The sequence below is a fragment of the Streptomyces sp. RB17 genome (assembly GCF_009604455.1).
Classification (GTDB): Bacteria; Actinomycetota; Actinomycetes; order Streptomycetales; family Streptomycetaceae; genus Streptomyces.
The window spans coordinates 33,946-54,607 of the sequence record NZ_WEGL01000007.1; the positions used below are offsets into that span (position 1 = coordinate 33,946).

Consider the following 20,662-nt stretch of genomic DNA (forward strand, 5'->3'; position numbering starts at 1 on the left):
GCCACCCCGCCGTGTGCCGCGCCCGCCCGAGCGGCCCGTGCGGTCCGTACGGCCGCCCCGGCGGCCCCGCTGGGCCATGCGGGCGGTGAGCACACTGTCCGTCGTCGTGCTCGCCTCCGCCGGGATCGGCCACGCGGTGATCAGCAGCCTGGACGCGGGGATCGCCCGGGTCGACGCCTTCAAGGACATGAAGAACCGGCCGCTCGCGGGGCACGGCACGAACATCCTGCTGGTCGGCACCGACGGCCGCGAGAAGATCAGCGCACAGGAGCGGCGGGAGTACCGGCTGGGCGGGGCGCCCTGCCACTGCACCGACACGATGATGATCGTGCACGTCTCGGAGAACCGGGAGCGGGCCACCGTGGTGAGCCTGCCGCGCGACTCCTACGCCGAGGTGCCCGCACACACCGACGCCCCCTCCGGGCGGGAGCGCCCGCCGCACCCGATCAAGCTCAACGCGGCCTACGCCGAGGGCGGCCCCCAGCTGACCATCCGCACCGTCGAGAACATGACCCACGTGAAGATCGACCACTATCTGGAGGTCGACTTCACCAGCTTCATGAAGACCGTCGACGTCCTCGGCGGTGTGACCGTGTGCACGACGACCCCGCTGAAGGACTCCTACACCGGCCTCGACCTCGCCCCCGGCACGCACACCCTCAACGGCGGTCAGGCCCTGCAGTACGTCCGCGCCCGGCACGTCGACGGGGCCAGCGACCTCGGCCGGATGAAGCGGCAGCAGCGGTTCCTGGCCGCGCTGATCGAGCGGGCCACCTCCTCCGGGGTGCTGCTGAACCCGATGCGGTTCCGGGACGTGACCCGCGCGGTGCTCGGCTCGGTCCGCGCCGACGAGGGCTTCGGCACCGACGAGCTGCTCGACCTCGGCCGGGCCATGCGGAACTTCTCCCCCTCCTCCTCCGAGTTCACCACCGTGCCCATCGCGCAGATCAACTACGCGGTCAAGGGCATCGGCTCGACCCTGAAGTGGGACCAGGCCAAGGCGGACCAGCTGTTCACGGCCCTGCGCGACGACAAGCCGCTCACCGCGGACCACCCGCACCAGGCACCGGCGCATGGGCAGCCTCCGGCGCCCGTCGACGTCGATCCCCGGCAGATCCGGGTCCAGGTGGAGAACGGCACCGGCACGGTCGGCCTCGCCAAACGCGTCGACTCCGCTCTCGCGGCGGCCGGCTTCGCCACGACGCACCTGCCGGTCTCGGCCGCGCACGTGCCGCGCACCGTCATCTCCTACGACCCCCGCTGGGACCGCTCGGCCCGTGCCCTGGCCGCCGCCCTGCCGGGCGCCGAACTGCGCGCCGTGCCGGGCCAGGGCCCGCTGCTGAAGGTGATCGCCGGGGCGGACTTCAAGGACGTGCACAAGGTCCACTACGAGGATCCGGCCCAGCCCCAGCAGGTCCCGGTCCGCGGCAGCGACGTGGTGTGCTCGGGGACCGGCTGAGCGCTCAGTCCTCGAAACCCTCGGCCGCGCGCTTCTCCCGCAGCTCCCGGATCTCCCGGCGGCGCGCCAGCCGGTGGGTGCGGCGGATCTGGGCCTCCTGGTAGCGGCGGCGGTCGCGGTCGGTCTCCGGGACCACCGGCGGCACCCGGCGCGGCTTGCCGTCGGCGTCGACGGCCGCGAAGACCAGATAGGCGGAGCCGACCTGGGTGGGCGGGGTCGACTCGTTCCAGCGTTCGGCGAGGACCCGGACCCCGACCTCCATGGAGGTCCGGCCGGTCCAGTTCACCTGCGCCTTCACATGGACCAGGTCACCGACGCGGACGGGCTCCAGGAAGGCCATCTCGTCCATGGACGCGGTGACGGCGGGACCGCCGGAGTGCCGGCCCGCCACGGCGCCGGCCGCGTCGTCGACCAGCTTCATGATCACCCCGCCGTGCACCGTCCCCAGCAGGTTGGTGTCGCTGTGGGTCATGATGTGGCTGAGGGTGGTGCGCGAGGCGGACGTCGGCTTACCGGGTATGTCCGCTTCCATGTCCGGTTCCACGTCCGTGGCCTGGTCTGTCATGCCCTCCACCTTATGCCGAAGCGACAATCGCGGAATTTGTGTCGGGTTCGCAACAGCGCCGCTGTGATTTTCCGACAGCCCTTGTAAGCCGCACACCGACGCCCTGCACACTGGGGCGCATGAATGACTGGCCCGAGGGATGGTCCGACGACAACCGCGGCCCGCGCTACGGACGCGGCAGTGCCGGCGCACAGCCGGAGAACGCTCGCGTGATGCGTCAGGTGCGGCGCGGCCCGGCGGTACCGCCCGGGCAGCGCCCCTACGGCGACCCCGGCCCGGCGGCGCCGCCGTACGGGGCCGGGATCCCGCAGCAGCCGTCGTACGTCGACGGCCAGGGATACGACGACGGCGCCGGCTACGACAGCGGCTACAACACCGGGCAGGTGTACGGCGGCGGCCGCGGCGGCGGCGGCTTCGTGCCCAACGACAACGACCCCGACCCGGAGCTCGACCGCTACCGGCCGCGCCCGAACTGGCGGCGCCGGCTGAAGTGGACCGCGCTCACCCTGGCGACCGTGCTGGTCGTCACATCCGTCGCGACCTACTTCTGGGCCGACTCCAAGCTGCGCCGCGAGGTCGACCTGTCCAAGGTCATCGACCGGCCGGCGTCGGGAGCCGGCACGAACTACCTGATCGTCGGCTCGGACAGCCGTGAGGGCATGACCAAGGCGGACGAGAAGAAGCTGCACACCGGCTCCGCCCAGGGCAAGCGCACGGACTCGATGATGATCCTGCACGTCGGCGACAACGGCGACACGCTGATCTCGCTGCCGCGCGACTCGAACGTAACGATCCCGTCGTTCCGGGGCTCCACGTCCGGCAAGATCCGTCCCGCGATGGGCCAGAACAAGCTGAACGCGGCGTACGCCTACGACGGCCCGACGCTGCTGGTCCGCACGATCGAGTACAACACCGGTCTGCACATCGACCACTACGTGGAGATCGGCTTCGAGGGCTTCGCCAAGATCGTGGACGCGGTCGGCGGTGTCACCATCGACATAGACAAGGGCTTCAAGGACTCGTACTCGGGCGCCGACTTCAAGGCGGGCAAGCAGACGCTGAACGGCGCGCAGGCCCTCGCCTTCGTCCGCACCCGGCACGCGTTCGCGGCCTCCGACCTGCAGCGCACCAAGAACCAGCAGAAGTTCCTGTCGGCGCTGGCCCACCAGGTGGCCACCCCGTCGACGCTCCTCAACCCCTTCAGGTTCTACCCGACCATGGGCGCCGGCCTGGACTCCCTGATCGTCGACAAGGACATGTCCCTGTGGGACCTGGCCTCGATGTTCTGGGCGATGAAGGGCGTCCAGGGCGGTGACGGCACGTCGATGAACATGCCGATCTCGGGCTCCGTCGGCGGCAACCTCGTCTGGGACAAGACGAAGGTCAAGACGCTGGTGAACGAGCTGAACAACGACCAGAAGGTCACCGTCTCCGGCAACTGAGCGGCCACACACCAGAGCGAGGGCACCCGTCCGGGTGCCCTCGCTCTGCGTTCAGGCGGGCCTCACATCTTGGCGCCCGCCATGGCGCGGCACATCTCCGCCGCGCGGCGACACGCCTCCGCGCAGCGCATCATCTGCGGATCGTCCGGCATCGTCATACACGCCTCGGCGCACATCTCGCACGCCTTGGCGCACATCGCGCACATATCGCCCGCCATGGGCGAGCGACGCATCATCATGTCGGCGCACATACGGGTCGTCTCGGAGCAGTCCATGAGCGCGCGCATGATCTGCATCTGGGCCGGGCCACCCATCTGCATGCAGGAGCTCATGGTCTCCTCGCACATGGTGTGCGCGGCCATGCAGGCATTGACGCAGTCCTGCATCTGCTGGGTCATGGGCGTCATCGTTCCCGGCTGGGTCATGGCTCCTCCTAGGAGGCGGGGGCCCGGGGCGGACCCCGTGTGCTTCCGTACTACGTCGGACGGGCCCCGCCCGCATGTGACCGACCGGTCGTAAGGTGCGGCCGAGCAGCAGAAAGGCGCCCCGGAGGGCGCCTTCCCCAGGATCCGAAGTCCCTGCCGTTACGGCAGGTTGCGGGCCATGACGATCCGCTGGACCTGGTTGGTGCCCTCGTATATCTGCGTGATCTTGGCGTCGCGCATCATGCGCTCCACCGGGTAGTCGCGGGTGTAGCCGTAGCCGCCGAGGAGCTGGACGGCGTCCGTGGTGACCTCCATGGCCACGTCCGAGGCGAAGCACTTGGCGGCGGCGCCCAGGTAGGTGAGGTCGGCGTCGCCGCGCTCGGAGGCGGCGGCGGCCTGGTAGGTGAGGGCGCGGGCCGCCGAGATCTTCATGGACATGTCGGCGAGCATGAACTGGATGCCCTGGAAGTCGGCGATCGGCTTGCCGAACTGCTTGCGCTCCTGGACATAGCCCTTGGCGTAGTCGAAGGCGCCCTGCGCCACACCGAGGGCCTGGGCGGCGATGGTGATGCGGGTGTGGTCCAGGGTCTTCATGGCCGTCATGAAGCCGGTGCCCTCCTCGCCGATCATGCGGTCGGCGGGGATGCGGACGTTGTCGAAGTAGACCTCGCGGGTCGGGGAGCCCTTGATGCCGAGCTTCTTCTCCGGGGCGCCGAAGGAGACGCCCTCGTCCGACTTCTCGACGACGAAGGCGGAGATGCCCTTGGAGCGCTTGGACGGGTCGGTGACCGCCATCACCGTGTAGTACTCGCTCACGCCCGCGTTGGTGATCCAGCGCTTCACGCCGTTGAGGACCCAGTGGTCGCCGTCGCGGACCGCCTTGGTCTTCATGCCGGCCGCGTCCGAGCCCGCCTCCGGCTCGGAGAGGCAGTACGAGAACATCCCGTCGCCCTTGGCGAGCGGGGTCAGGTACTTCTTCTTGATCTCCTCGCCGCCGGAGAGGATCACCGGAAGGGAGCCGAGCTTGTTCACGGCGGGGATGAGGGAGGAGGACACGCAGGCGCGGGCCACCTCCTCGATCACGATGACCGTGGCGAGCGCGTCGGCGCCGGCGCCGCCGTACTCCTCGGGGACATGCACCGCGTGCAGGTCGCCCGCGACGAGGGCGTCGAGGGCCTCCTGCGGGAAGCGGGCCTCCTCGTCCACCGCCGCGGCGTACGGCGCGATCTTCGCCTCGACCAGGGAGCGGACGACGTCCCGGAGCATGTCGTGCTCCTCGGACGGGCGGTACAGGTCGAAGTCAGCCGATCCGGCCACGGTCTCTCACGCTCCAAAGACGCAGTGATACTGACGCTAATTACCGTTAAGTAACTCAAATTTTAGAGGGCGGCCCGCGGCACGCCTACGTGAGCTACGCGACAGCGGGGAAATTGCCCGGCAAGCGGCCCGACTATGCTCAGGGGCCGCATCACCGACGTACCCGAGCTGGAGCACATCCATGAGCCTGAAGATCACCGTGATCGGCACCGGCTACCTCGGCGCCACGCATGCCGCGGCCATGGCCGAGCTCGGCTACGAGGTGCTGGGACTCGACGTCGTACCCGAGAAGATCGCCATGCTGGAGCGCGGCGAGACCCCGATGTACGAGCCGGGCCTGGAAGACCTGCTGCGCCGGCACGTCGCCGGTATCGAGGGCTCCACCGGGCGGCTGCGGTTCACCACGGACTGGGCCGAGGTCGGCGCCTTCGGTGACGTCCACTTCGTGTGCGTGAACACCCCACAGCGGCACGGGGAGTACGCGGCCGACATGTCGTACGTCGACTCCGCGGTCTCCTCCCTCGCCCCGCATCTGCGCGGCCCGGCCCTGGTCGTCGGCAAGTCGACCGTGCCGGTGGGCTCGGCCGAGCGGCTGGCCGGCTATCTCGCCGAGCACGCCCCGGCGGGCGCGGACGCCGAGCTGGCCTGGAACCCGGAGTTCCTGCGCGAGGGCTTCGCCGTCCAGGACACCCTGCACCCGGACCGGATCGTGGTGGGCGTGCGCAGCGAGCGCGCCGAGAAGCTGCTGCGGGAGGTGTACGCGACGCCGATAGGCGAGGGCACCCCGTTCGTGGTGACCGACTTCCCGACGGCCGAGCTGGTGAAGACGGCCGCGAACTCCTTCCTCGCGACGAAGATCTCGTTCATCAACGCGATGGCGGAGGTGTGCGAGGCCGCGGGCGGTGACGTGGCCAAGCTGGCGGAGGCCATCGGGCACGACGACCGGATCGGGAAGAAGTTCCTGCGCGCCGGGATCGGCTTCGGCGGCGGCTGTCTGCCCAAGGACATCCGGGCGTTCATGGCGCGGGCCGGTGAGCTGGGCGCGGACCAGGCGCTGACGTTCCTGCGCGAGATCGACTCCATCAACATGCGCCGGCGCGGCCAGATGGTGGAGATGACCCGGGAGGCGCTCGGCGGCGGCTCCTTCCTCGGCAAGCGGGTCGCGGTGCTCGGCGCCACGTTCAAGCCCGACTCGGACGACGTGCGGGACTCGCCCGCGCTGAACGTGGCCGGCCAGATCCACCTGCAGGGCGGCCAGGTCACCGTGTACGACCCGAAGGGCATGGAGAACGCCCGCAAGGTCTTCCCCACCCTGGGGTACGCCGGTTCCGCTCTGGAGGCGGTGCGGAGCGCCGACGTCGTCCTGCACCTGACCGAGTGGCGGGAGTTCCGCGAGCTGGACCCGGCGGCGCTCGGCGAGGTCGCGGCGGCCCGGCTGATCCTGGACGGCCGCAACACGCTCGACCCGGAGCTGTGGCGCCGGGTGGGCTGGACGTACCGGGCGATGGGCCGCCCCACCGCGTAACAGGCGTACGGCGACGCCGGTTCGGCCGAGGCTCAGTCGGCCGAACCGGCGTCTTTCCGCATTCTGCACCACCGCACACATACGTGGCCGGTGAACTGCCTGTGTCTTACCCCTCCTTGGCCCGGTACCGGCGCATCTTCGCCCGTGCCCCGCACACCTGCATCGAGCACCAGCGGCCGCGTCCGGCCGGGCTGCGGTCGTAGTAGGCCCAGTGGCAGGTCGCGGCCTCGCAGGCCTTCAGCCGCATCCAGGTGCCGTGTGTCAGGCCCTCGGCGACCGCGGTGGCGACACGGGAGAGCAGTGGGGCGTCCGGCGCGGGGGCGAGGGCAGCGGAGCCGTCCCGTTCGTCGACGGCGATGTACAGGGGCGCGCGGGAGAGCAGCGTGCCGAGCGGGGTGACCTCGCGGTGCGGCGGGTGGCCGGCGTGCGCGAGCAGCGCGGCCCGCAGCGACTCCCGCAGTTCCCGCGCCTCCTCCAGCCCGTCCTCGGCGATCCCGAAGCGCCCCCGGCCCTCCTCGGTGTCCAGCGTGTCGGCGCCGGTCTCGAGGTCCAGCGTGTTGACCAGGGACTCGACCAGCGCCAGGGCTCCGGGGGCGGCCGATCTCTCATTCATGCTTGCGACGTTACCCCCAATGCGGGAGCATGCAGTAACCGTTACCTGTTGCCCGCATCTATGGGTAACGCCGTTCGTGACACAAGGAGGTAGTCATGGCTCTCGCCAAGCTCGGCGTCGTGGTGGTGGACTGTCCCGACCCCCATGCGCTGGCCGGCTTCTACGCCGGAGTGCTGGGCGGCACCGTGGAGGCGAACTCCGACGACAGCGGCGAGTGGGTGGACCTGAAGGTGCCAGGCGGGCCGGCGCTGGCCTTCCAGCAGGCGCCCGGGTTCGTGCCGCCGAAGTGGCCCGCGCCGGACGCCTCGCAGCAGTTCCATCTGGACCTGGTGGTGGAGGACCTGGACGCGGCGGAGAAGGGGGTGCTGGAGCTGGGGGCACGGCCGCTGGACACCGAGGACCGCGAGCGGACCTTCCGTGTGTACGCCGACCCGGCGGGGCACCCATTCTGTCTGTGCGCCTGCTGAGCGCCCTGAAGGAGGACTCCATGGCATCCGTCGCCCGTTTTCGCAGCGTCGTGCTCGACTGCCCCGATCCGCACGCGCTGGCCGCCTTCTACGCGGCGGTGGCCGGGGGCACCCCGCAGGCCGAGGACGACGACTGGGTCGTCCTGCAGGTGCCGGACGGGCCGCGGCTGGCCTTCCAGCGGGCCGAGGAGTACACCGCGCCGGAGTGGCCGCGCGCGGACCGCAACGGCCAGCAGTTCCACCTCGACTTCGACGCCGGCCGGACCTGGGCCGAGGTCGATGTGGCCCATGAGCGGGTGCTGGCGCTGGGCGCCCGGCCGCTGGACCTTCAGGACCGGGAGAAGAAGGACTTCCAGGTGTACGCCGACCCGGCAGGGCATCCGTTCTGCCTGTGCCGGATCGATCACCCGTGACCCGTGTGACCTAGCGGGCGTCCAGCTCCCCGATCTTCGCGGTCGACGCCTCCCGGCGGTGCTGTGCGGCCCGGGCCGTGAAGTCCGCGCTGCGCAGCACCCGTTGGACGTTGCCCCAGGTCAGCAGGGCCAGCTCGGTCTCGGACCAGCCGCGCCGGAGCAGTTCGGCGATCAGGTGGGGGTAGCGGGAGGCGTCGGCGAGGTCGCGAGGGTGCGCGGCACCGGAGTCGTAGGTGCCGGACAGGCCCACGCACTCCGGGCCGGCCACGTCGCGGACGTGGTCGAGGTGGTCGGCGACGTCATGGACGGCCGGCCCGGTCTGCTCGGCGGTCAGCGGCACCATGCACAGGCCCTTCGCCGCGCCCAGCGCCGCGAGCAGTTGGTCGGGCAGGTTGGCCGGGTGCGGGCGCAGGGCCTGGGCGGCGGAGCGGGTGCACAGCACCGGGGTCTTGGACAGCGCGAGGACACGGTGGGCGGTGGCCCGGGAGGTGCCGGAGACATCGGCGAGCACCCCGAGCCGGTTCATCTCGCGCACCACCTCCTCGCCGAACCGGGTCAGCCCCTGCTCCCCCGCCCAGGCGGTGCCCGCGAGGGTGAGCACGCGCAGGCCGAGGGTGTGCAGGACGCGCAGGATGCCGAGGGAGTCGTCGAGCGCGGTGGCGTGGGCGGGGCCCAGCACCACGGCGACGCGTCCGCAGTTGCGGGCGTCGATGATCTGCCCGGCGGTGCGCACCAGACGCAGTCCCTCCGGATGGGCCTCGATCACCGCGCGTGCCTGGTCCAGCTGTTCCAGGGTCGCGGACGCCGCTCGGTCGCCGCCGGGGCCCTCGGGCAGGTGCAGGGACCAGAACAGCGCGCCCACATGGCCCTCGCGCATCCGGGGCATGTCGGTGTCGATGGCCGCCTCGCCCAGCTCCAGGTCGTACCAGGACAGGTGGCGCAGGGCCCACGGCAGTCCGCTGTAGCCGTCGGCGACCGGGTGGGCGGCCAGCAGGGTGTGGGCCCGCTGCAGGGACGTGGGCTCCGTGAAAAAGGGGTCGTCCGGCAGGCCGTCGTCCTCCCCGACCTCGGTCGGGGAGGGGATGTCGTCCTGGAGGTCGGCCATGGCGGGCTCCGTACGTCGTCGTTGCTTACGTCGGTCGTGAGCTGCGTCGGGCTGGGGCGTATCGCCACGGTCGCACGGAGGGGAGGACGGCTTCCTGGTGAGTGGGGCGTTCGGGGGTACGGCCGAGAAGCCCCGGAACGGTGATCGTGCGCTGTTCGCGGGCGGGGGCCGCCGGCTGCGACGACGACCCCGCCCCGGCGGATCAGGCGGGGCTGCCGTCCAGCGACTCGATGGTGGCGTTGGAGGGAGCGCGCGTCGCCTGGAGGTCGCGGGCAACGTCCTCCGCCGCGCCCAGCACCCGTACCGCGTTCTGCCAGGTCAGCTTGGCCAGGTCGGCCCTGGACCAGCCGCGCCTCAATAGTTCGGCGAGCAGGTTCGGGTAGCCGGAGACATCGCTCAGGCCGTCCGGGGTGAAGGCGGTGCCGTCGTAGTCGCCACCGATGCCCAGGTGGTCGATGCCGGCGACCTCGCGCATGTGGTCCAGGTGGTCCGCGACCGTGGACACCGTGGCGACCGGGCGCGGGGTGCGCTCCTCGAAGGCCGCGTGGATCTTCATTGCCTCGGGGCTGGTGTCGAGGTGGTGCAGACCGTGGGCGCGCATGTTCTCGTCGGCCGCGGCCGTCCAGTCGACGGCGGCCTGGAGCACGAACTTCGGCACGAAGGTCACCATGGCCATGCCGCCGTTGGCGGGCATCCGCTCCAGGACGTCGTCGGGGATGTTGCGCGGATGGTCGCACACGGCCCGCGCGGAGGAGTGCGAGAAGATCACCGGCGCGGACGTGGTGTCCAGCGCGGCCCGCATGGTCGTGGCGGCCACGTGGGAGAGGTCGACGAGCATGCCGAGGCGGTTCATCTCCCGCACCACCTCGCGGCCGAAGGCCGACAGGCCGCCCACCTTCGGCTCGTCGGTGGCGGAGTCCGCCCAGTCGTTGTTGTCGTTGTGCGTGAGCGTCATGTAGCGCACGCCCAGTTCGTACAGGCCGCGCAGGGTGCCCAGGGAGTTGTCGATCGAGTGACCGCCCTCGGCGCCCATGAGGGAGGCGATACGGCCCTCCGCGCGCGCCGCCTCCATGTCGGCAGCGGTCAGCGCGGCCCGCAGATCGGCGGGGTGCCGGGCGATGAGCTGCCGTACGCAGTCGATCTGTTCGAGGGTCGCCGGCACCGCCCCGGGCAGGTCCGAGCGCACATACACCGACCAGTACTGCGCCCCGACCCCGCCCGCGCGCAGCCGCGGGATGTCGGTGTGCAGATGGGCGTCCTGCCGTACGGCGATGTCGCGGGCGGCGAGGTCGTAGCGGACCTGTTCGCGCAGCGCCCACGGCAGGTCGTTGTGGCCGTCGACGACCGGGAACTCGCGCAGCAGGGAGCGTGCTTCGTCAGTTGGGGTCATTGCCTGTTACTTCCCGAAGCCGAAGCCGCTCGACCCCTCGACCTTGGCGCGCAGCCGCTTGCCCTTCTCGGTTGCCTGGTCGTTGAGGTCGTGCTGGAAGTCGCGCATCTTGTGCAGCAGGTCCTCGTCGTGCGCGGCGAGGATGCGGGCCGCGAGGAGACCGGCGTTGCGGGCACCTGCGACCGAGACGGTGGCGACCGGGACACCGGCCGGCATCTGCACGATGGACATCAGCGAGTCCATGCCGTCGAGGTACTTCAGCGGCACCGGCACGCCGATGACCGGCAGCGGGGTGACGGAGGCGAGCATGCCCGGCAGGTGGGCGGCACCGCCCGCACCGGCGATGATCACCTTCAGTCCGCGGTCGGCGGCCTGCTCGCCGTAGGTGATCATCTCGCGGGGCATGCGGTGCGCGGAGACGACGTCGACCTCGTAGGCGATCTCGAACTCGTCCAGGGCCTTGGCGGCGGCCTCCATGACGGTCCAGTCGGAGTCCGACCCCATGACGATGCCAACAACAGGGCTCATTCGGTGATCGTGCCTCTCAGGTATCCGGCAGCGTGACGGGCGCGCTCCAGCACGTCGTCCAGGTCGTCGCCGTAGGTGTTGACGTGTCCGACCTTGCGGCCGGGCTTCACGTCCTTGCCGTACATGTGGATCTTGAGCTTGGGGTCGCGGGCCATGCAGTGCAAGTAGGCGGAGTACATGTCCGGGTAGTCGCCGCCCAGGACGTTGACCATGACCGTCCACGGTGCGCGCGGGCGGGGGTCGCCGAGCGGCAGGTCGAGGACCGCGCGGACGTGGTTGGCGAACTGGGAGGTGATCGCGCCGTCCTGGGTCCAGTGGCCGGAGTTGTGCGGGCGCATCGCCAGCTCGTTGACGAGGACGCGGCCGTCGCGGGTCTGGAACAGTTCGACGGCGAGGTGCCCGACGACGCCCAGCTCCTTGGCGATGGTCAGGGCCATCCGCTCGGCCTGCAGCGCGAGGGTTTCGTCCAGGCCCGGGGCCGGGGCTATGACCGTGTCGCAGACGCCCTTGACCTGCTGGGACTCCACCACGGGGTAGGCGACGGCCTGGCCGTGCGGGGAGCGTACGACGTTGGCGGCGAGCTCGCGGACGTAGTCGACCTTCTCCTCGGCGAGGACCGGGACGCCGGCCCGGAACGGGTCGCTGGCCTCCTCGGCGGTCTCCACGACCCACACGCCCTTGCCGTCGTAGCCGCCGCGCACGGTCTTGAGGACGACCGGGAAGCCGTCCCCCTCCGCGGCGAACCGGACGACGTCCTCCGGGTCGGCGACGATCCGGTGCCTGGGGCACGGGATGCCGATCGCGTCGAGCCTCGCGCGCATCACGCCCTTGTCCTGGGCGTGCACCAGCGCGTCGGGCCCCGGGCGGACGGGGATGCCGTCCGCCTCCAGGGCCCTGAGGTGCTCGGTGGGTACATGTTCGTGATCGAAGGTGATCACATCGCAACCGCGCGCGAACTCACGCAGCGTGTCCAGGTCGCGATAGTCGCCGATGACGACATCGCTCACGACCTGGGCCGCCGAGTCCTGAGGGGTGTCACTGAGAAGCTTGAACCTGATGCCCAACGGGATGCCCGCCTCGTGCGTCATACGCGCGAGCTGCCCCCCGCCGACCATGCCGACTACCGGGAACGTCACACCCCTAGCGTATCGGCCACGCCCGGGCGACCGGATCGCATCCCTCTCACGAACTCTTACCAGCCGCTTTCCGCCCTCTTTCCGATCTGTTTCCTGGTCTTGGCCTTGTGCACAGGCGGCGGCAGGTTCACCTGGATAGCATGGCTGGGCTGACGAAACCTACCGACGGGAGCTGCACAGCCATGGAACCTCGTTCCTCGGGGCTGCAACGGCTCGTACGCGAGGTGGCCAAGTTCGGCACCGTCGGCGTCGCGGGCATCTTCGTGAACCTCGGCGTCTTCAACCTCGTCCGGCACGTCTCCGACCTGCCGGTGGTGCGCGCCAGCATCATCGCGACCGTGGTCGCCATCGCCTTCAACTACGTGGGCTTCCGTTACTGGACGTACCGGGACCGCGACAAGGGCGGCCGTACCAAGGAGCTCACGCTCTTCCTCTTCTTCAGCGCGATCGGCCTGGTGATCGAGAACGGCGTGCTGTACGCGGCGACCTACGGGTTCGGCTGGGACAGCCCGCTGCAGAGCAACGTCTTCAAGTTCGTCGGCATCGGCGTCGCGACCCTGTTCCGCTTCTGGTCGTACCGCACCTGGGTGTTCCGCGTGCAGCCGTCGCAGGAAGCGGAGTCGATCCTGGTGGCGGAGTCGAAGCGGCCACACTCCGAGCCGAAGTCGCAGCGGGTTCCGTAACCCGGGTCAACGCACCGACCCGCTTCAACGCACCGACCCGGTTCAGCGCACCGTCGGCAGGTCCTCGTCCGACTTGCGGGCCGGCGGCGTACGCGACAGGAACAGCCCGAACACCGGCGGCTGGGCCTGGAGCAGTTCCAGGCGCCCCCCGTCGGCCTCCGCCAGGTCGCGGGCCACGGCCAGGCCGATCCCCGTGGAGTTGCGGCCGCTGATCGTCCGCTCGAAGATGCGCGCGCCGAGGTCGGCGGGGACCCCGGGGCCCTCGTCCGTCACCTCGACCACGGCCTGGTTGCCGGTGACCCGGGTGCGCAGCGCGACCGTGCCGCCCCCGTGCATGAGGGAGTTCTCGATCAGCGCCGCGAGCACCTGGGCGACCGCCCCCGGTGTGCCGACGGCCTGCAGATGCCGCTTGCCGGAGCTGACGATGGCGCGGCCGGCGCTGCGGTAGGCGGGCCGCCACTCGGCGAGCTGCTGCTGGATGACCTCGTCCAGGTCGAAGGTGACGGCGGAGCCGGTGCGTGGGTCGCGGGAGTTCGTCAGCAGCCGCTCGACGACGTCCGTGAGCCGCTCGACCTGGGTGAGCGCGACGTTCGCCTCTTCCTTCACGATGTCCGGGTCGTCCGTGAGGGTGATCTCCTCCAGGCGCATCGAGAGAGCCGTGAGCGGGGTGCGCAGCTGGTGGGAGGCGTCTGCGGCCAGGCGCCGCTCGGCCGTCAGCATGCGGCCGATCCGCTCGGCGGAGGAGTCCAGCACATCGGCGACCCGGTCCAGCTCGGGAACGCCGTACCGCTTGTGCCGCGGGCGCGGGTCACCGGAGCCGAGCCGTTCGGCGGTCTCGGCGAGGTCGGTCAGCGGGGAGGCGAGCCGGTTGGCCTGCCGTACGGCGAGCAGCACGGCCGCGATGACGGCGAGCAGCGCGACCAGGCCGATGATCAGCAGGGTCCGGCCGACCTCGCGGGTGACCGCCGAGCGCGGCTCCTGCACGGTGACGCTCTCGCCCTCCTCGCCCTTCTGTGTGGCGTGGATCACATCGCCGTGCGGCCGGGTGCCGATCTCGATCGGTGCCTTGCCCGGCATGCGGATGACCGCGTACTGGTCCTTGCTGACCGGGTTGCGCAGCGCGTCCGCGTTGACGTTCTCCGCGGCGAGGATCCGGCTGTCCACGATGCTGGCCAGCCGGATCGCCTCGGAGTCCACCCGCTCCTGGGCGCTGTTGCTGATCGTCCGCGTCTCGACGATCACCAGGGAGATGCCGAAGACGGCGATCACCACGAGGACGACGGCGAGGGTGGACTGGATGAGACGTCGGCGCATGTTCCGTTACCTGAGGTGATCACCGGCCCTGGGAAGGGCCCCCGGGGAGGAGCTCAGCTCTTCTCGAAGCGGAAGCCCACTCCACGCACCGTGGCGATGTAGCGGGGGTTCGCCGCGTCGTCGCCGAGCTTCTTGCGCAGCCAGGAGATGTGCATGTCGAGGGTCTTGGTGGAGGACCACCACGTGGTGTCCCAGACCTCGCGCATCAGCTGGTCGCGCGTGACGACCCGGCCGGCGTCCCGCACCAGCACCCGCAGCAGGTCGAACTCCTTGGCGGTGAGCTGGAGTTCCTCGTCGCCCATCCACGCCCGGTGCGACTCGACGTCGATCCGCACCCCGTGCGTGGCCGGCGGCTGCTGCGGCTCGGCGGCACCGCGCCGGAGCAGGGCCCGTACCCGGGCGAGCAGTTCGGCGAGCCGGAAGGGCTTGGTGACGTAGTCGTCGGCGCCCGCGTCCAGACCGACGACGGTGTCCACCTCGTCGGCCCGCGCGGTCAGGATGAGGATCGGCACGGTGTGGCCGTCGGCCCGCAGCCGGCGGGCGACCTCCAGGCCGTCCATGCCCGGCAGGCCCAGGTCCAGTACGACCAGGTCGACGCCGCCCTGCATTCCGGCGTCGAGCGCGGTGGGTCCGTCCTCGCGCACCTCGACCTCGTAACCTTCCCGGCGCAGGGCGCGGGCCAGCGGCTCCGAGATGGACGCGTCGTCCTCGGCGAGCAGTACACGGGTCATGAGGTGATGGTAGACCGCCCGCGCACGGTGCTGGGGTGTGATCGCCTCCACGAACTCTTACCTTCGAACGCCGTCGGCGCGTCGCTGGTACGAACCATGGCTCTGGGGATGCGATCGTAGGAGAGACCTTCGATTCCATTCCTGCGGTTGCGCCGACACCTGTGATCCGCGTCTCAAGTCCTTCCATATCCGGCAGTGTCCTGCCTTACAGTGACCTGAACGCCTGTAGTACACCCGGGGACCTTTGGCGGGCAGACGACGCTGAAGGTCTCTTTTGTGTGCGGGCTGATCAAGATCAGCCTTGAAAGGAATGACCTCTGGCCGGGCTCCGCAGCGCATCGACGCGCGACGGGGCGTGGATCCCGGTGGTCGCCGTCCACCGCTTCCGAGACCCGGATGCGGGCTCCCCTCGGGCGTTGGGGGTGGACGACCGACCGTGCCGGTGCCGGCCGCACCCCCACCGGGCGCGCAACGCTCCAAAAGCGCGTCCCGACCAGCAAGGAACGACCATGGCGTCCAGCCTGACGAAGGACTCGGTCCGCCCGGGCACCCCCGGGTCCGAGAAGACCTTCTTCGGCCACCCCCGCGGCCTGGCCACTCTCTTCATGACCGAGATGTGGGAGCGTTTCTCCTACTACGGCATGAGGGCTCTGCTCCCGCTGTACCTGGTGGCCCCGGGCGGCCTGCACCTGAGCGCGGGCACAGCGACCGCGATCTACTCGGTGTACGTGTCCCTCGTGTACCTGCTCGCCCTCCCCGGCGGCTGGTTCGCCGACCGTGTGCTCGGCCCCCGCAAGACGGTCGCCGTCTCCGGTGTGATCATCATGCTCGGCCACCTGTGCCTGGCGCTCCCCGTGTCCGCCAGCTTCTTCGTCGGCCTGGGTCTCGTCGCCATCGGTTCGGGTCTGCTGAAGGCCAACATCTCCACGATGGTCGGCCACCTCTACAAGGGTCCGGACGACGCCCGCCGCGACGGTGGCTTCACCCTCTTCTACATCGGCATCAACCTGGGCGCCTTCGCCGCGCCGCTGGTCATCGGCACCGTCGGTGAGAACGTCAACTGGCACCTGGGCTTCGCGCTGGCCGCGCTCGGCATGGCGCTGGGTCTGGCCCAGTACCTGCTCGGCGGCCGCCACCTGAGCCCGAAGAGCAGCGAGGTCCCGACCCCGCTGACCGCCGAGCAGAAGTCCGCCACCCTGCGCAAGGGCCTGATCTGGCTCGCCATCGCCGCGGTCTTCTACGGCCTCGTCGGCGGCACCGGCCACTTCACCCTGAACTGGGCGCTGATCCCGCTCACCCTCGTCGGTCTGATCGTGCCGATCCTGGTCATCGCGCGGATGCTGCGCGACAAGGACCTGGACTCGGGCGAGAAGTCGAAGGTGCGCGCGTACATCTGGTTCTTCGTCGCCGCCGCCGTGTTCTGGATGATCTACGACCAGGGTGGTTCGACCCTGTCGCTGTTCGCGGACAGCTCGGCCAAGAACTCGATCGCCGGCTGGACGTTCCCGGTCTCCTGGTACCAGTCGGTCAACCCGGTCATGATCATGGCCCTGGCGCCGGTCTTCGCCTGGGCGTGGCTGTGGCTGAACCGGCGCGGCAAGGAGCCGAGCACGATCGTGAAGTTCGCCTCCGGCCTGGTGCTGATCGGTGCGTCCTTCTTCCTCTTCCTCGCCCCGCTGTCGATCGCCGAGGGCGGTCACAAGGCCGCGGCGATGTGGCTGGTCGCGATCTACTTCGTGCAGACCGTCGGCGAGCTGACGCTGTCGCCGGTGGGCCTGTCGGTGACGACGAAGATGGCGCCGCAGAAGTACGCCTCGCAGATGATGGGCGTCTGGTTCCTCGCGGTCACCGCGGGTGACTCCGTCACCGCCCTGATCTCGAACCCGGCCGTCGGCGGGATCAACCTCGACAAGATGGGCTTCGTCGCCCTGGAGGCGGTGCTCGCCGTCATCGCCGGTGCGGCGGTGTGGATGTACCGCAAGAAGGTCAACACGCTCATGGGAGACGTCCACTGACGTCGGCTGACGTCGCCTGACGCGGCTTCCTGAAGAGGGCCACCGCATCTCCGGATGCGGTGGCCCTCTTTCGTGCGCCGGAGACTAACGCGTCCGGCGCTTCGGCATGAACGTGAACACCGCGCCGCCCAGCAGGATGGCCGTGCCCGCCACCAGGCCGAGGGCCTTCAGGGCGCCGTGGTCGCTCGCGCCGGTCTCGGCGAGGCCACCGGAGCCGGAGGTGCCGCTGCCGCCCGTCGAGCCGCCGGAGGTGGAGGTGCCGCCCGAGGCGCCGCCCGGCTGCCCGCTGGTGTCCAGGGTGAGCGAGACCGCGGTCTTCGTCGGCGTGCACGTCGTGGTCGTACCGAGCGCCTTGACCGTCAGGACGCCCGGGGACAGCGTCGAGGTGCCGCTCGCGCCGGGCTTGTAGGTGCCGGTGAGGTCGGGGATCTCGATCGGGTCGCCGGACTTGATGTCCTTCGCGTTCGTCGGACCCTCCACATGCACCGTGCCCTTGTCGGCGCCGCCCAGCACCACCTCCATCGACGGCTTCACGGAGCCCTTGGGGATGTCGGCGGGGCTGTTCATCACCGACTTCTTGAACTGCACGGTGAGGTCGAAGTTCCCGCCGTTCTTCCTGGCGTTGATCTGCACCGGCGAGGTCGCGTTCTTGTCGCCGATCGGGGTCTTGCAGGCGTAGGGGACCTGCACCTCCTTGCCGGTGAAGTCGGTCTGGCCGCCACTGCCGCCGGTCGCCGTGGGGGAGGCCGTACTCGTGGGGGTGGCCGACTGGGTGGGGGTGCTCGACCGGGTCGGTGTCGTGGACTGGGTCGGTGTCGAACTGGAGGTGCCGCCCCCGTCTCCCGTCACCTGGATGGTCGCCGCCTTCTGCACGGTCTCCTTGGGCGTGCACTTGGTGTCCGTCGACATCGCGTTGACGGTGTAGGCGTCCGGCGTCAGCGTCACCTCGCCGGCCGTCGTCAGCTTGATGCTGCCCTTCATGTCGGACAGCACCATCGCGGCGCCCTTGGGGATCGCGGGGTTCGTGCGCGTCCCCTGCAGCGCGATGTCGGCGACCTGCGCGCCGGCCGCCTTCAGCACCCCGGACGGCTGGACGGAGTTCGCGGGCAGGTCGATGATGTCGGGATTCTTGGACGCGGCCTGGACGAACTTCCACACCACGTCCACCGTGTCACCGACCTTCGCCGTGGCCGGCGCGGTGATCTCGACCTTCGTGGTGCCGTCGATCGGGCTGATGCCCGCGGGCGGCACGCAGTGGGTGGCGTACGACACCTCGGCCGCCTGCGCGGGGCTCGCGGCGAGGCCCAGCAGGACGCCCGCACCGCTCAGCGCCAGCGCGGCGCCCGCGGCCGTACCTCTCCTTCGGATGCTCACGTCGGTCCTTTCGTGGTGGGAGTCGTCGGACTCGTCGGACTGTCGTTGTGCGGTGCGGAGAGCCGGCCGGCCGGGTCGCCCGGGACGGAGTCCGGGGCGAACCACGGCAGGGTCGGGTTCGTGGGGGGCGGTTCGGTGCCGCGGCCGCCGGTGCGGGACAGCAGGGGCAGCCGGGGCAACTGGGGCAGGCGCAGGGTGCGGGTGAGGCGGGCGGCGCCCGGCCGGCGCGGCCGCACCCGGTCCACCACGGCCATGCCGACGCGGAACAACGCGGCCGGGACGACCAGGCAGAGCAGGATCCAGAACAGCGTCACGCCCCAGGGGCGGCCCACACCCCACGGCTGTTCGGCGAGGACCCTGCCGTCGTACTTCAGGGAGACGATGTAGTCGCCGTGCGCCCCGGCGGACAGCTCGACCGGCAGCCTGACCTCGGCCTTCCTGCCGGGGGCCAGGGTGCCGTGCCACTGCCGGTCGTCCCACTGCGGGGCGAAGACGCCGTGCGCGGAGCCGACCTGGAACACCGGGTCCTTGATCGCGCCGGCGCCGGTGTTGCCGACGGTGAAGACGAGGGTGCGGCTCGGCGGCGCCCCGAACCAGGTGAGCAGGCCGCTGGATCCGGTCAGCCGGGTGTCGGACAGGATCGCCAGCCGCCCCCCGGACTGCTCGGCGGGCAGCGGGGCGACGGGATGCCCGGCGACCTGCAGCACGGCGTCCGCCTCGGCCCTGGCGCCGGTGACGGTGGCCACGTGCACCACACAGGGGCAGGGCACGGGCGGCTCGGCGACGGGGAGTTTCCGGCTGAAGGCGCCCTGCGCGTCGGTGGTCACGGCCCGGCCGTCGCCGTTGGCGCAGGAGTTGGTGCCGCCGATGACACCCCGTTCCGGTGTGGCCCGCCCGCACACCAGCAGCATCAGCAGCGTGTGGGACCGCCAGCCGCTGCCGGTGACGGTGACCGAGCCACCGGCACCGGCCTGTGTCACCGACAGCTTCACGACGGGCCCGTCCGCCGCGTGCGCCGGACCGCCGAGGGCCGGCAGAAACAGCGCGATCAGCGCCACCACCACGGCAGGCACCCGCAGGACCCTCACCTTCCCGCTCACTTCACCGCGCCTTCCGTCAACTGCTCACCGGGACACGGGACCTCGTCGACGACGGGACCCGGTCCTCTTCCGGCCGGCGTACGGCCCCGCCGCCCGCGTACGGCGATCCAGGCGCCCGTCCCGAAGCACAGCAGCGCGCCGCCCGCCCCCGCCACCGCCGGCCACGGCACGAACCGGGCCGACGTGGTCGCCGTGTCGTGGGCTCCGCCCGGGGCCGTGACCGTCAGCCGCACGTCGACCGCGTCCAGCGCGGGCCGGTCGGGCCAGGGCTCGGTGAGCTTCAGACGGGCACCGGGGCGCAGGTGGACGGGGAGGGCGCGCGGCGCACGGTCCAGGACCCGGCCGAGCACGCCGTCCGCGCGCACCGCGAGTCTCGGCACGAGGACGGTCGTACCGCGGTTGACCAGCTCGTACGTGATGCGGTCGGCGTGCACGGCGAGGTGCTCGACGGTCAGCGCCGCGAGCGCCGGGCCACCGACGCGCAGCCGGACCGGGACGGTCGCCGTACGCCCCCGCGTGTCCCGCGCGACGACGGCCCCGGAGCGGTCGCCGGGTGCGGCCCCGGCAGGCACGGTCACCGTGAAGGGCACCTCGGCGCGGGTGCGGGCCGGGACGCGTATCCCGGTCTCGGCCTTCTCGGCGAAGACCGCGCGCAGGCCGGTTCCGGACAGCCGTACGACGACCGGCGCCCGCCCGGGATTGGTGACGGCCACCGTGTCCTGCAGGACCGTCCCCGGCGGGCCCTCGGCGTAGAAGGACGGACGGCCGCCGCCCGCGGGCGCGACGGACCACGCCGCGGGCGCGGCGGAGGCGCCGGCTGCCGTACCCAGCGCGGCGCACAGGCAGAGGGCGGCGGGCAGGGCGGCGCGGGCAGAGAGCGGCGCCTCGGTCCGGGGTGCACGCCGGTGACCGATCGGGGGGCGGGACCCTGGCGGGCGTCGGCGGCGTGGCGACGCACAGCTCAGCGCGCGGGTGAGGGCGCGGGCGGCGGACGGCATGGGCGGCTCCAGCGGTTGGCCTGGGCTCGGCGACGACCTCGGCTTCAGCGGCTGCAAGGGCT

At 71.0% G+C, this 20,662-nt stretch carries 20 protein-coding genes; 7 read left to right on the plus strand and 13 right to left on the minus strand.

Going from position 1 to position 20,662, the window contains the following annotated elements; all coding sequences use genetic code 11:
- Positions 1-76 precede the first annotated feature (76 nt).
- Positions 77-1,459, plus strand: coding sequence for an LCP family protein (locus tag SRB17_RS28645; protein WP_153543078.1), 1,383 nt, complete (start codon positions 77-79; stop codon positions 1,457-1,459).
- Between the two features lie 4 nt (positions 1,460-1,463).
- Here SRB17_RS28645 and SRB17_RS28650 read toward each other — a convergent pair whose 3' ends face one another.
- Positions 1,464-2,024 carry an acyl-CoA thioesterase gene (locus SRB17_RS28650; RefSeq protein WP_153543079.1) on the minus strand — a complete coding sequence of 187 codons (561 nt, stop codon included), beginning with the start codon at positions 2,022-2,024 and terminating at the stop codon, positions 1,464-1,466.
- A 119-nt stretch (positions 2,025-2,143) separates the two neighbouring features.
- Here SRB17_RS28650 and SRB17_RS28655 point away from each other — a divergent pair, with 119 nt between their 5' ends.
- Positions 2,144-3,466 (plus strand): LCP family protein, encoded by a 1,323-nt coding sequence (locus tag SRB17_RS28655; protein WP_153543080.1) that lies wholly within the window; start codon positions 2,144-2,146, stop codon positions 3,464-3,466.
- 62 nt (positions 3,467-3,528) lie between these two features.
- On the opposite strand, the gene SRB17_RS28660 is transcribed toward SRB17_RS28655, so the two are convergent.
- Positions 3,529-3,891 carry a four-helix bundle copper-binding protein gene (locus tag SRB17_RS28660; RefSeq protein ID WP_153543081.1) on the minus strand — a complete coding sequence of 121 codons (363 nt, stop codon included), beginning with the start codon at positions 3,889-3,891 and terminating at the stop codon, positions 3,529-3,531.
- A 159-nt stretch (positions 3,892-4,050) separates the two neighbouring features.
- A complete protein-coding gene (locus SRB17_RS28665; RefSeq protein ID WP_323376367.1) occupies positions 4,051-5,208 on the minus strand; it encodes an acyl-CoA dehydrogenase family protein in 1,158 nt (385 codons plus the stop codon).
- 181 nt (positions 5,209-5,389) lie between these two features.
- Between SRB17_RS28665 and SRB17_RS28670 the strand changes: the two genes are divergently transcribed.
- Positions 5,390-6,733, plus strand: a complete 1,344-nt coding sequence (locus SRB17_RS28670; RefSeq protein ID WP_153543082.1) for a UDP-glucose dehydrogenase family protein — start codon at positions 5,390-5,392, stop codon at positions 6,731-6,733.
- A 106-nt stretch (positions 6,734-6,839) separates the two neighbouring features.
- Here the strand turns inward: SRB17_RS28670 and SRB17_RS28675 are convergent, their stop codons facing one another.
- Complete coding sequence (locus SRB17_RS28675) at positions 6,840-7,346, minus strand: CGNR zinc finger domain-containing protein (RefSeq protein WP_153543083.1); 507 nt, start codon at positions 7,344-7,346, stop codon at positions 6,840-6,842.
- 95 nt (positions 7,347-7,441) lie between these two features.
- Here SRB17_RS28675 and SRB17_RS28680 point away from each other — a divergent pair, with 95 nt between their 5' ends.
- Positions 7,442-7,813 (plus strand): VOC family protein, encoded by a 372-nt coding sequence (locus SRB17_RS28680; RefSeq protein WP_153543084.1) that lies wholly within the window; start codon positions 7,442-7,444, stop codon positions 7,811-7,813.
- Positions 7,814-7,833: 20 nt separating this feature from the next.
- Positions 7,834-8,226: a VOC family protein gene (locus SRB17_RS28685; protein ID WP_153543085.1), complete on the plus strand. Its 393-nt coding sequence runs from the start codon at positions 7,834-7,836 to the stop codon at positions 8,224-8,226.
- Between the two features lie 10 nt (positions 8,227-8,236).
- On the opposite strand, the gene SRB17_RS28690 is transcribed toward SRB17_RS28685, so the two are convergent.
- From SRB17_RS28690 to SRB17_RS28705, 4 genes are all read right to left on the minus strand, one after another.
- On the minus strand, positions 8,237-9,331 hold the full coding sequence (locus tag SRB17_RS28690) for a dipeptidase (protein WP_153543086.1): 1,095 nt from the start codon (positions 9,329-9,331) through the stop codon (positions 8,237-8,239).
- Between the two features lie 202 nt (positions 9,332-9,533).
- Positions 9,534-10,721, minus strand: a complete 1,188-nt coding sequence (locus tag SRB17_RS28695; RefSeq protein WP_153543087.1) for a dipeptidase — start codon at positions 10,719-10,721, stop codon at positions 9,534-9,536.
- Positions 10,722-10,727: 6 nt separating this feature from the next.
- Positions 10,728-11,249 carry a 5-(carboxyamino)imidazole ribonucleotide mutase gene (purE, locus tag SRB17_RS28700; protein WP_153543088.1) on the minus strand — a complete coding sequence of 174 codons (522 nt, stop codon included), beginning with the start codon at positions 11,247-11,249 and terminating at the stop codon, positions 10,728-10,730.
- Positions 11,246-12,385, minus strand: a complete 1,140-nt coding sequence (locus SRB17_RS28705; protein WP_323376368.1) for a 5-(carboxyamino)imidazole ribonucleotide synthase — start codon at positions 12,383-12,385, stop codon at positions 11,246-11,248. The genes purE and SRB17_RS28705 overlap by 4 nt, the downstream gene beginning before the upstream one ends.
- A gap of 182 nt (positions 12,386-12,567) precedes the next feature.
- Between SRB17_RS28705 and SRB17_RS28710 the strand changes: the two genes are divergently transcribed.
- The gene (locus SRB17_RS28710; RefSeq protein ID WP_153543090.1) at positions 12,568-13,068 is read left to right on the plus strand and encodes a GtrA family protein; all 501 of its coding nucleotides are present in this window, start codon (positions 12,568-12,570) and stop codon (positions 13,066-13,068) included.
- A gap of 42 nt (positions 13,069-13,110) precedes the next feature.
- Here SRB17_RS28710 and SRB17_RS28715 read toward each other — a convergent pair whose 3' ends face one another.
- Entirely contained in the window at positions 13,111-14,382 is a 1,272-nt protein-coding gene (locus tag SRB17_RS28715) for an ATP-binding protein (RefSeq protein WP_153543091.1), read from the minus strand.
- Between the two features lie 53 nt (positions 14,383-14,435).
- The gene (locus SRB17_RS28720; protein WP_020940464.1) at positions 14,436-15,113 is read right to left on the minus strand and encodes a response regulator transcription factor; all 678 of its coding nucleotides are present in this window, start codon (positions 15,111-15,113) and stop codon (positions 14,436-14,438) included.
- Positions 15,114-15,622: 509 nt separating this feature from the next.
- Between SRB17_RS28720 and SRB17_RS28725 the strand changes: the two genes are divergently transcribed.
- The gene (locus SRB17_RS28725) at positions 15,623-17,128 is read left to right on the plus strand and encodes an oligopeptide:H+ symporter (protein WP_153543092.1); all 1,506 of its coding nucleotides are present in this window, start codon (positions 15,623-15,625) and stop codon (positions 17,126-17,128) included.
- A gap of 84 nt (positions 17,129-17,212) precedes the next feature.
- Here the strand turns inward: SRB17_RS28725 and SRB17_RS28730 are convergent, their stop codons facing one another.
- Genes SRB17_RS28730 through SRB17_RS28740 form a run of 3 tightly spaced genes read right to left on the minus strand, consistent with a single transcriptional unit; the run spans position 17,213 to position 20,600 of the window.
- The gene (locus tag SRB17_RS28730) at positions 17,213-18,502 is read right to left on the minus strand and encodes a hypothetical protein (protein ID WP_323376369.1); all 1,290 of its coding nucleotides are present in this window, start codon (positions 18,500-18,502) and stop codon (positions 17,213-17,215) included.
- Positions 18,499-19,602: a hypothetical protein gene (locus SRB17_RS28735; protein WP_323376370.1), complete on the minus strand. Its 1,104-nt coding sequence runs from the start codon at positions 19,600-19,602 to the stop codon at positions 18,499-18,501. The genes SRB17_RS28730 and SRB17_RS28735 overlap by 4 nt, the downstream gene beginning before the upstream one ends.
- Positions 19,599-20,600, minus strand: a complete 1,002-nt coding sequence (locus SRB17_RS28740) for a hypothetical protein (protein ID WP_228396348.1) — start codon at positions 20,598-20,600, stop codon at positions 19,599-19,601. The genes SRB17_RS28735 and SRB17_RS28740 overlap by 4 nt, the downstream gene beginning before the upstream one ends.
- Between the last annotated feature and the right edge of the window lie 62 nt (positions 20,601-20,662).

Bases quoted from the DNA above. Each gene is read 5' to 3' on its own strand.
- SRB17_RS28680 (WP_153543084.1), top strand. From the start codon at position 7,442: ATGGCTCTCGCCAAGCTCGGCGTCGTGGTGGTGGACTGTCCCGACCCC.
- SRB17_RS28685 (WP_153543085.1), top strand. From the start codon at position 7,834: ATGGCATCCGTCGCCCGTTTTCGCAGCGTCGTGCTCGACTGCCCCGAT.
- SRB17_RS28740 (WP_228396348.1), bottom strand. From the start codon at position 20,600: ATGCCGTCCGCCGCCCGCGCCCTCACCCGCGCGCTGAGCTGTGCGTCG.
- SRB17_RS28710 (WP_153543090.1), top strand. From the start codon at position 12,568: ATGGAACCTCGTTCCTCGGGGCTGCAACGGCTCGTACGCGAGGTGGCC.
- SRB17_RS28660 (WP_153543081.1), bottom strand. From the start codon at position 3,891: ATGACCCAGCCGGGAACGATGACGCCCATGACCCAGCAGATGCAGGAC.
- SRB17_RS28690 (WP_153543086.1), bottom strand. From the start codon at position 9,331: ATGGCCGACCTCCAGGACGACATCCCCTCCCCGACCGAGGTCGGGGAG.
- SRB17_RS28720 (WP_020940464.1), bottom strand. From the start codon at position 15,113: ATGACCCGTGTACTGCTCGCCGAGGACGACGCGTCCATCTCGGAGCCG.
- SRB17_RS28645 (WP_153543078.1), top strand. From the start codon at position 77: ATGCGGGCGGTGAGCACACTGTCCGTCGTCGTGCTCGCCTCCGCCGGG.
- SRB17_RS28675 (WP_153543083.1), bottom strand. From the start codon at position 7,346: ATGAATGAGAGATCGGCCGCCCCCGGAGCCCTGGCGCTGGTCGAGTCC.
- purE (WP_153543088.1), bottom strand. From the start codon at position 11,249: ATGAGCCCTGTTGTTGGCATCGTCATGGGGTCGGACTCCGACTGGACC.
- SRB17_RS28650 (WP_153543079.1), bottom strand. From the start codon at position 2,024: ATGACAGACCAGGCCACGGACGTGGAACCGGACATGGAAGCGGACATA.
- SRB17_RS28670 (WP_153543082.1), top strand. From the start codon at position 5,390: ATGAGCCTGAAGATCACCGTGATCGGCACCGGCTACCTCGGCGCCACG.
- SRB17_RS28655 (WP_153543080.1), top strand. From the start codon at position 2,144: ATGAATGACTGGCCCGAGGGATGGTCCGACGACAACCGCGGCCCGCGC.
- SRB17_RS28725 (WP_153543092.1), top strand. From the start codon at position 15,623: ATGGCGTCCAGCCTGACGAAGGACTCGGTCCGCCCGGGCACCCCCGGG.
- SRB17_RS28715 (WP_153543091.1), bottom strand. From the start codon at position 14,382: ATGCGCCGACGTCTCATCCAGTCCACCCTCGCCGTCGTCCTCGTGGTG.
- SRB17_RS28695 (WP_153543087.1), bottom strand. From the start codon at position 10,721: ATGACCCCAACTGACGAAGCACGCTCCCTGCTGCGCGAGTTCCCGGTC.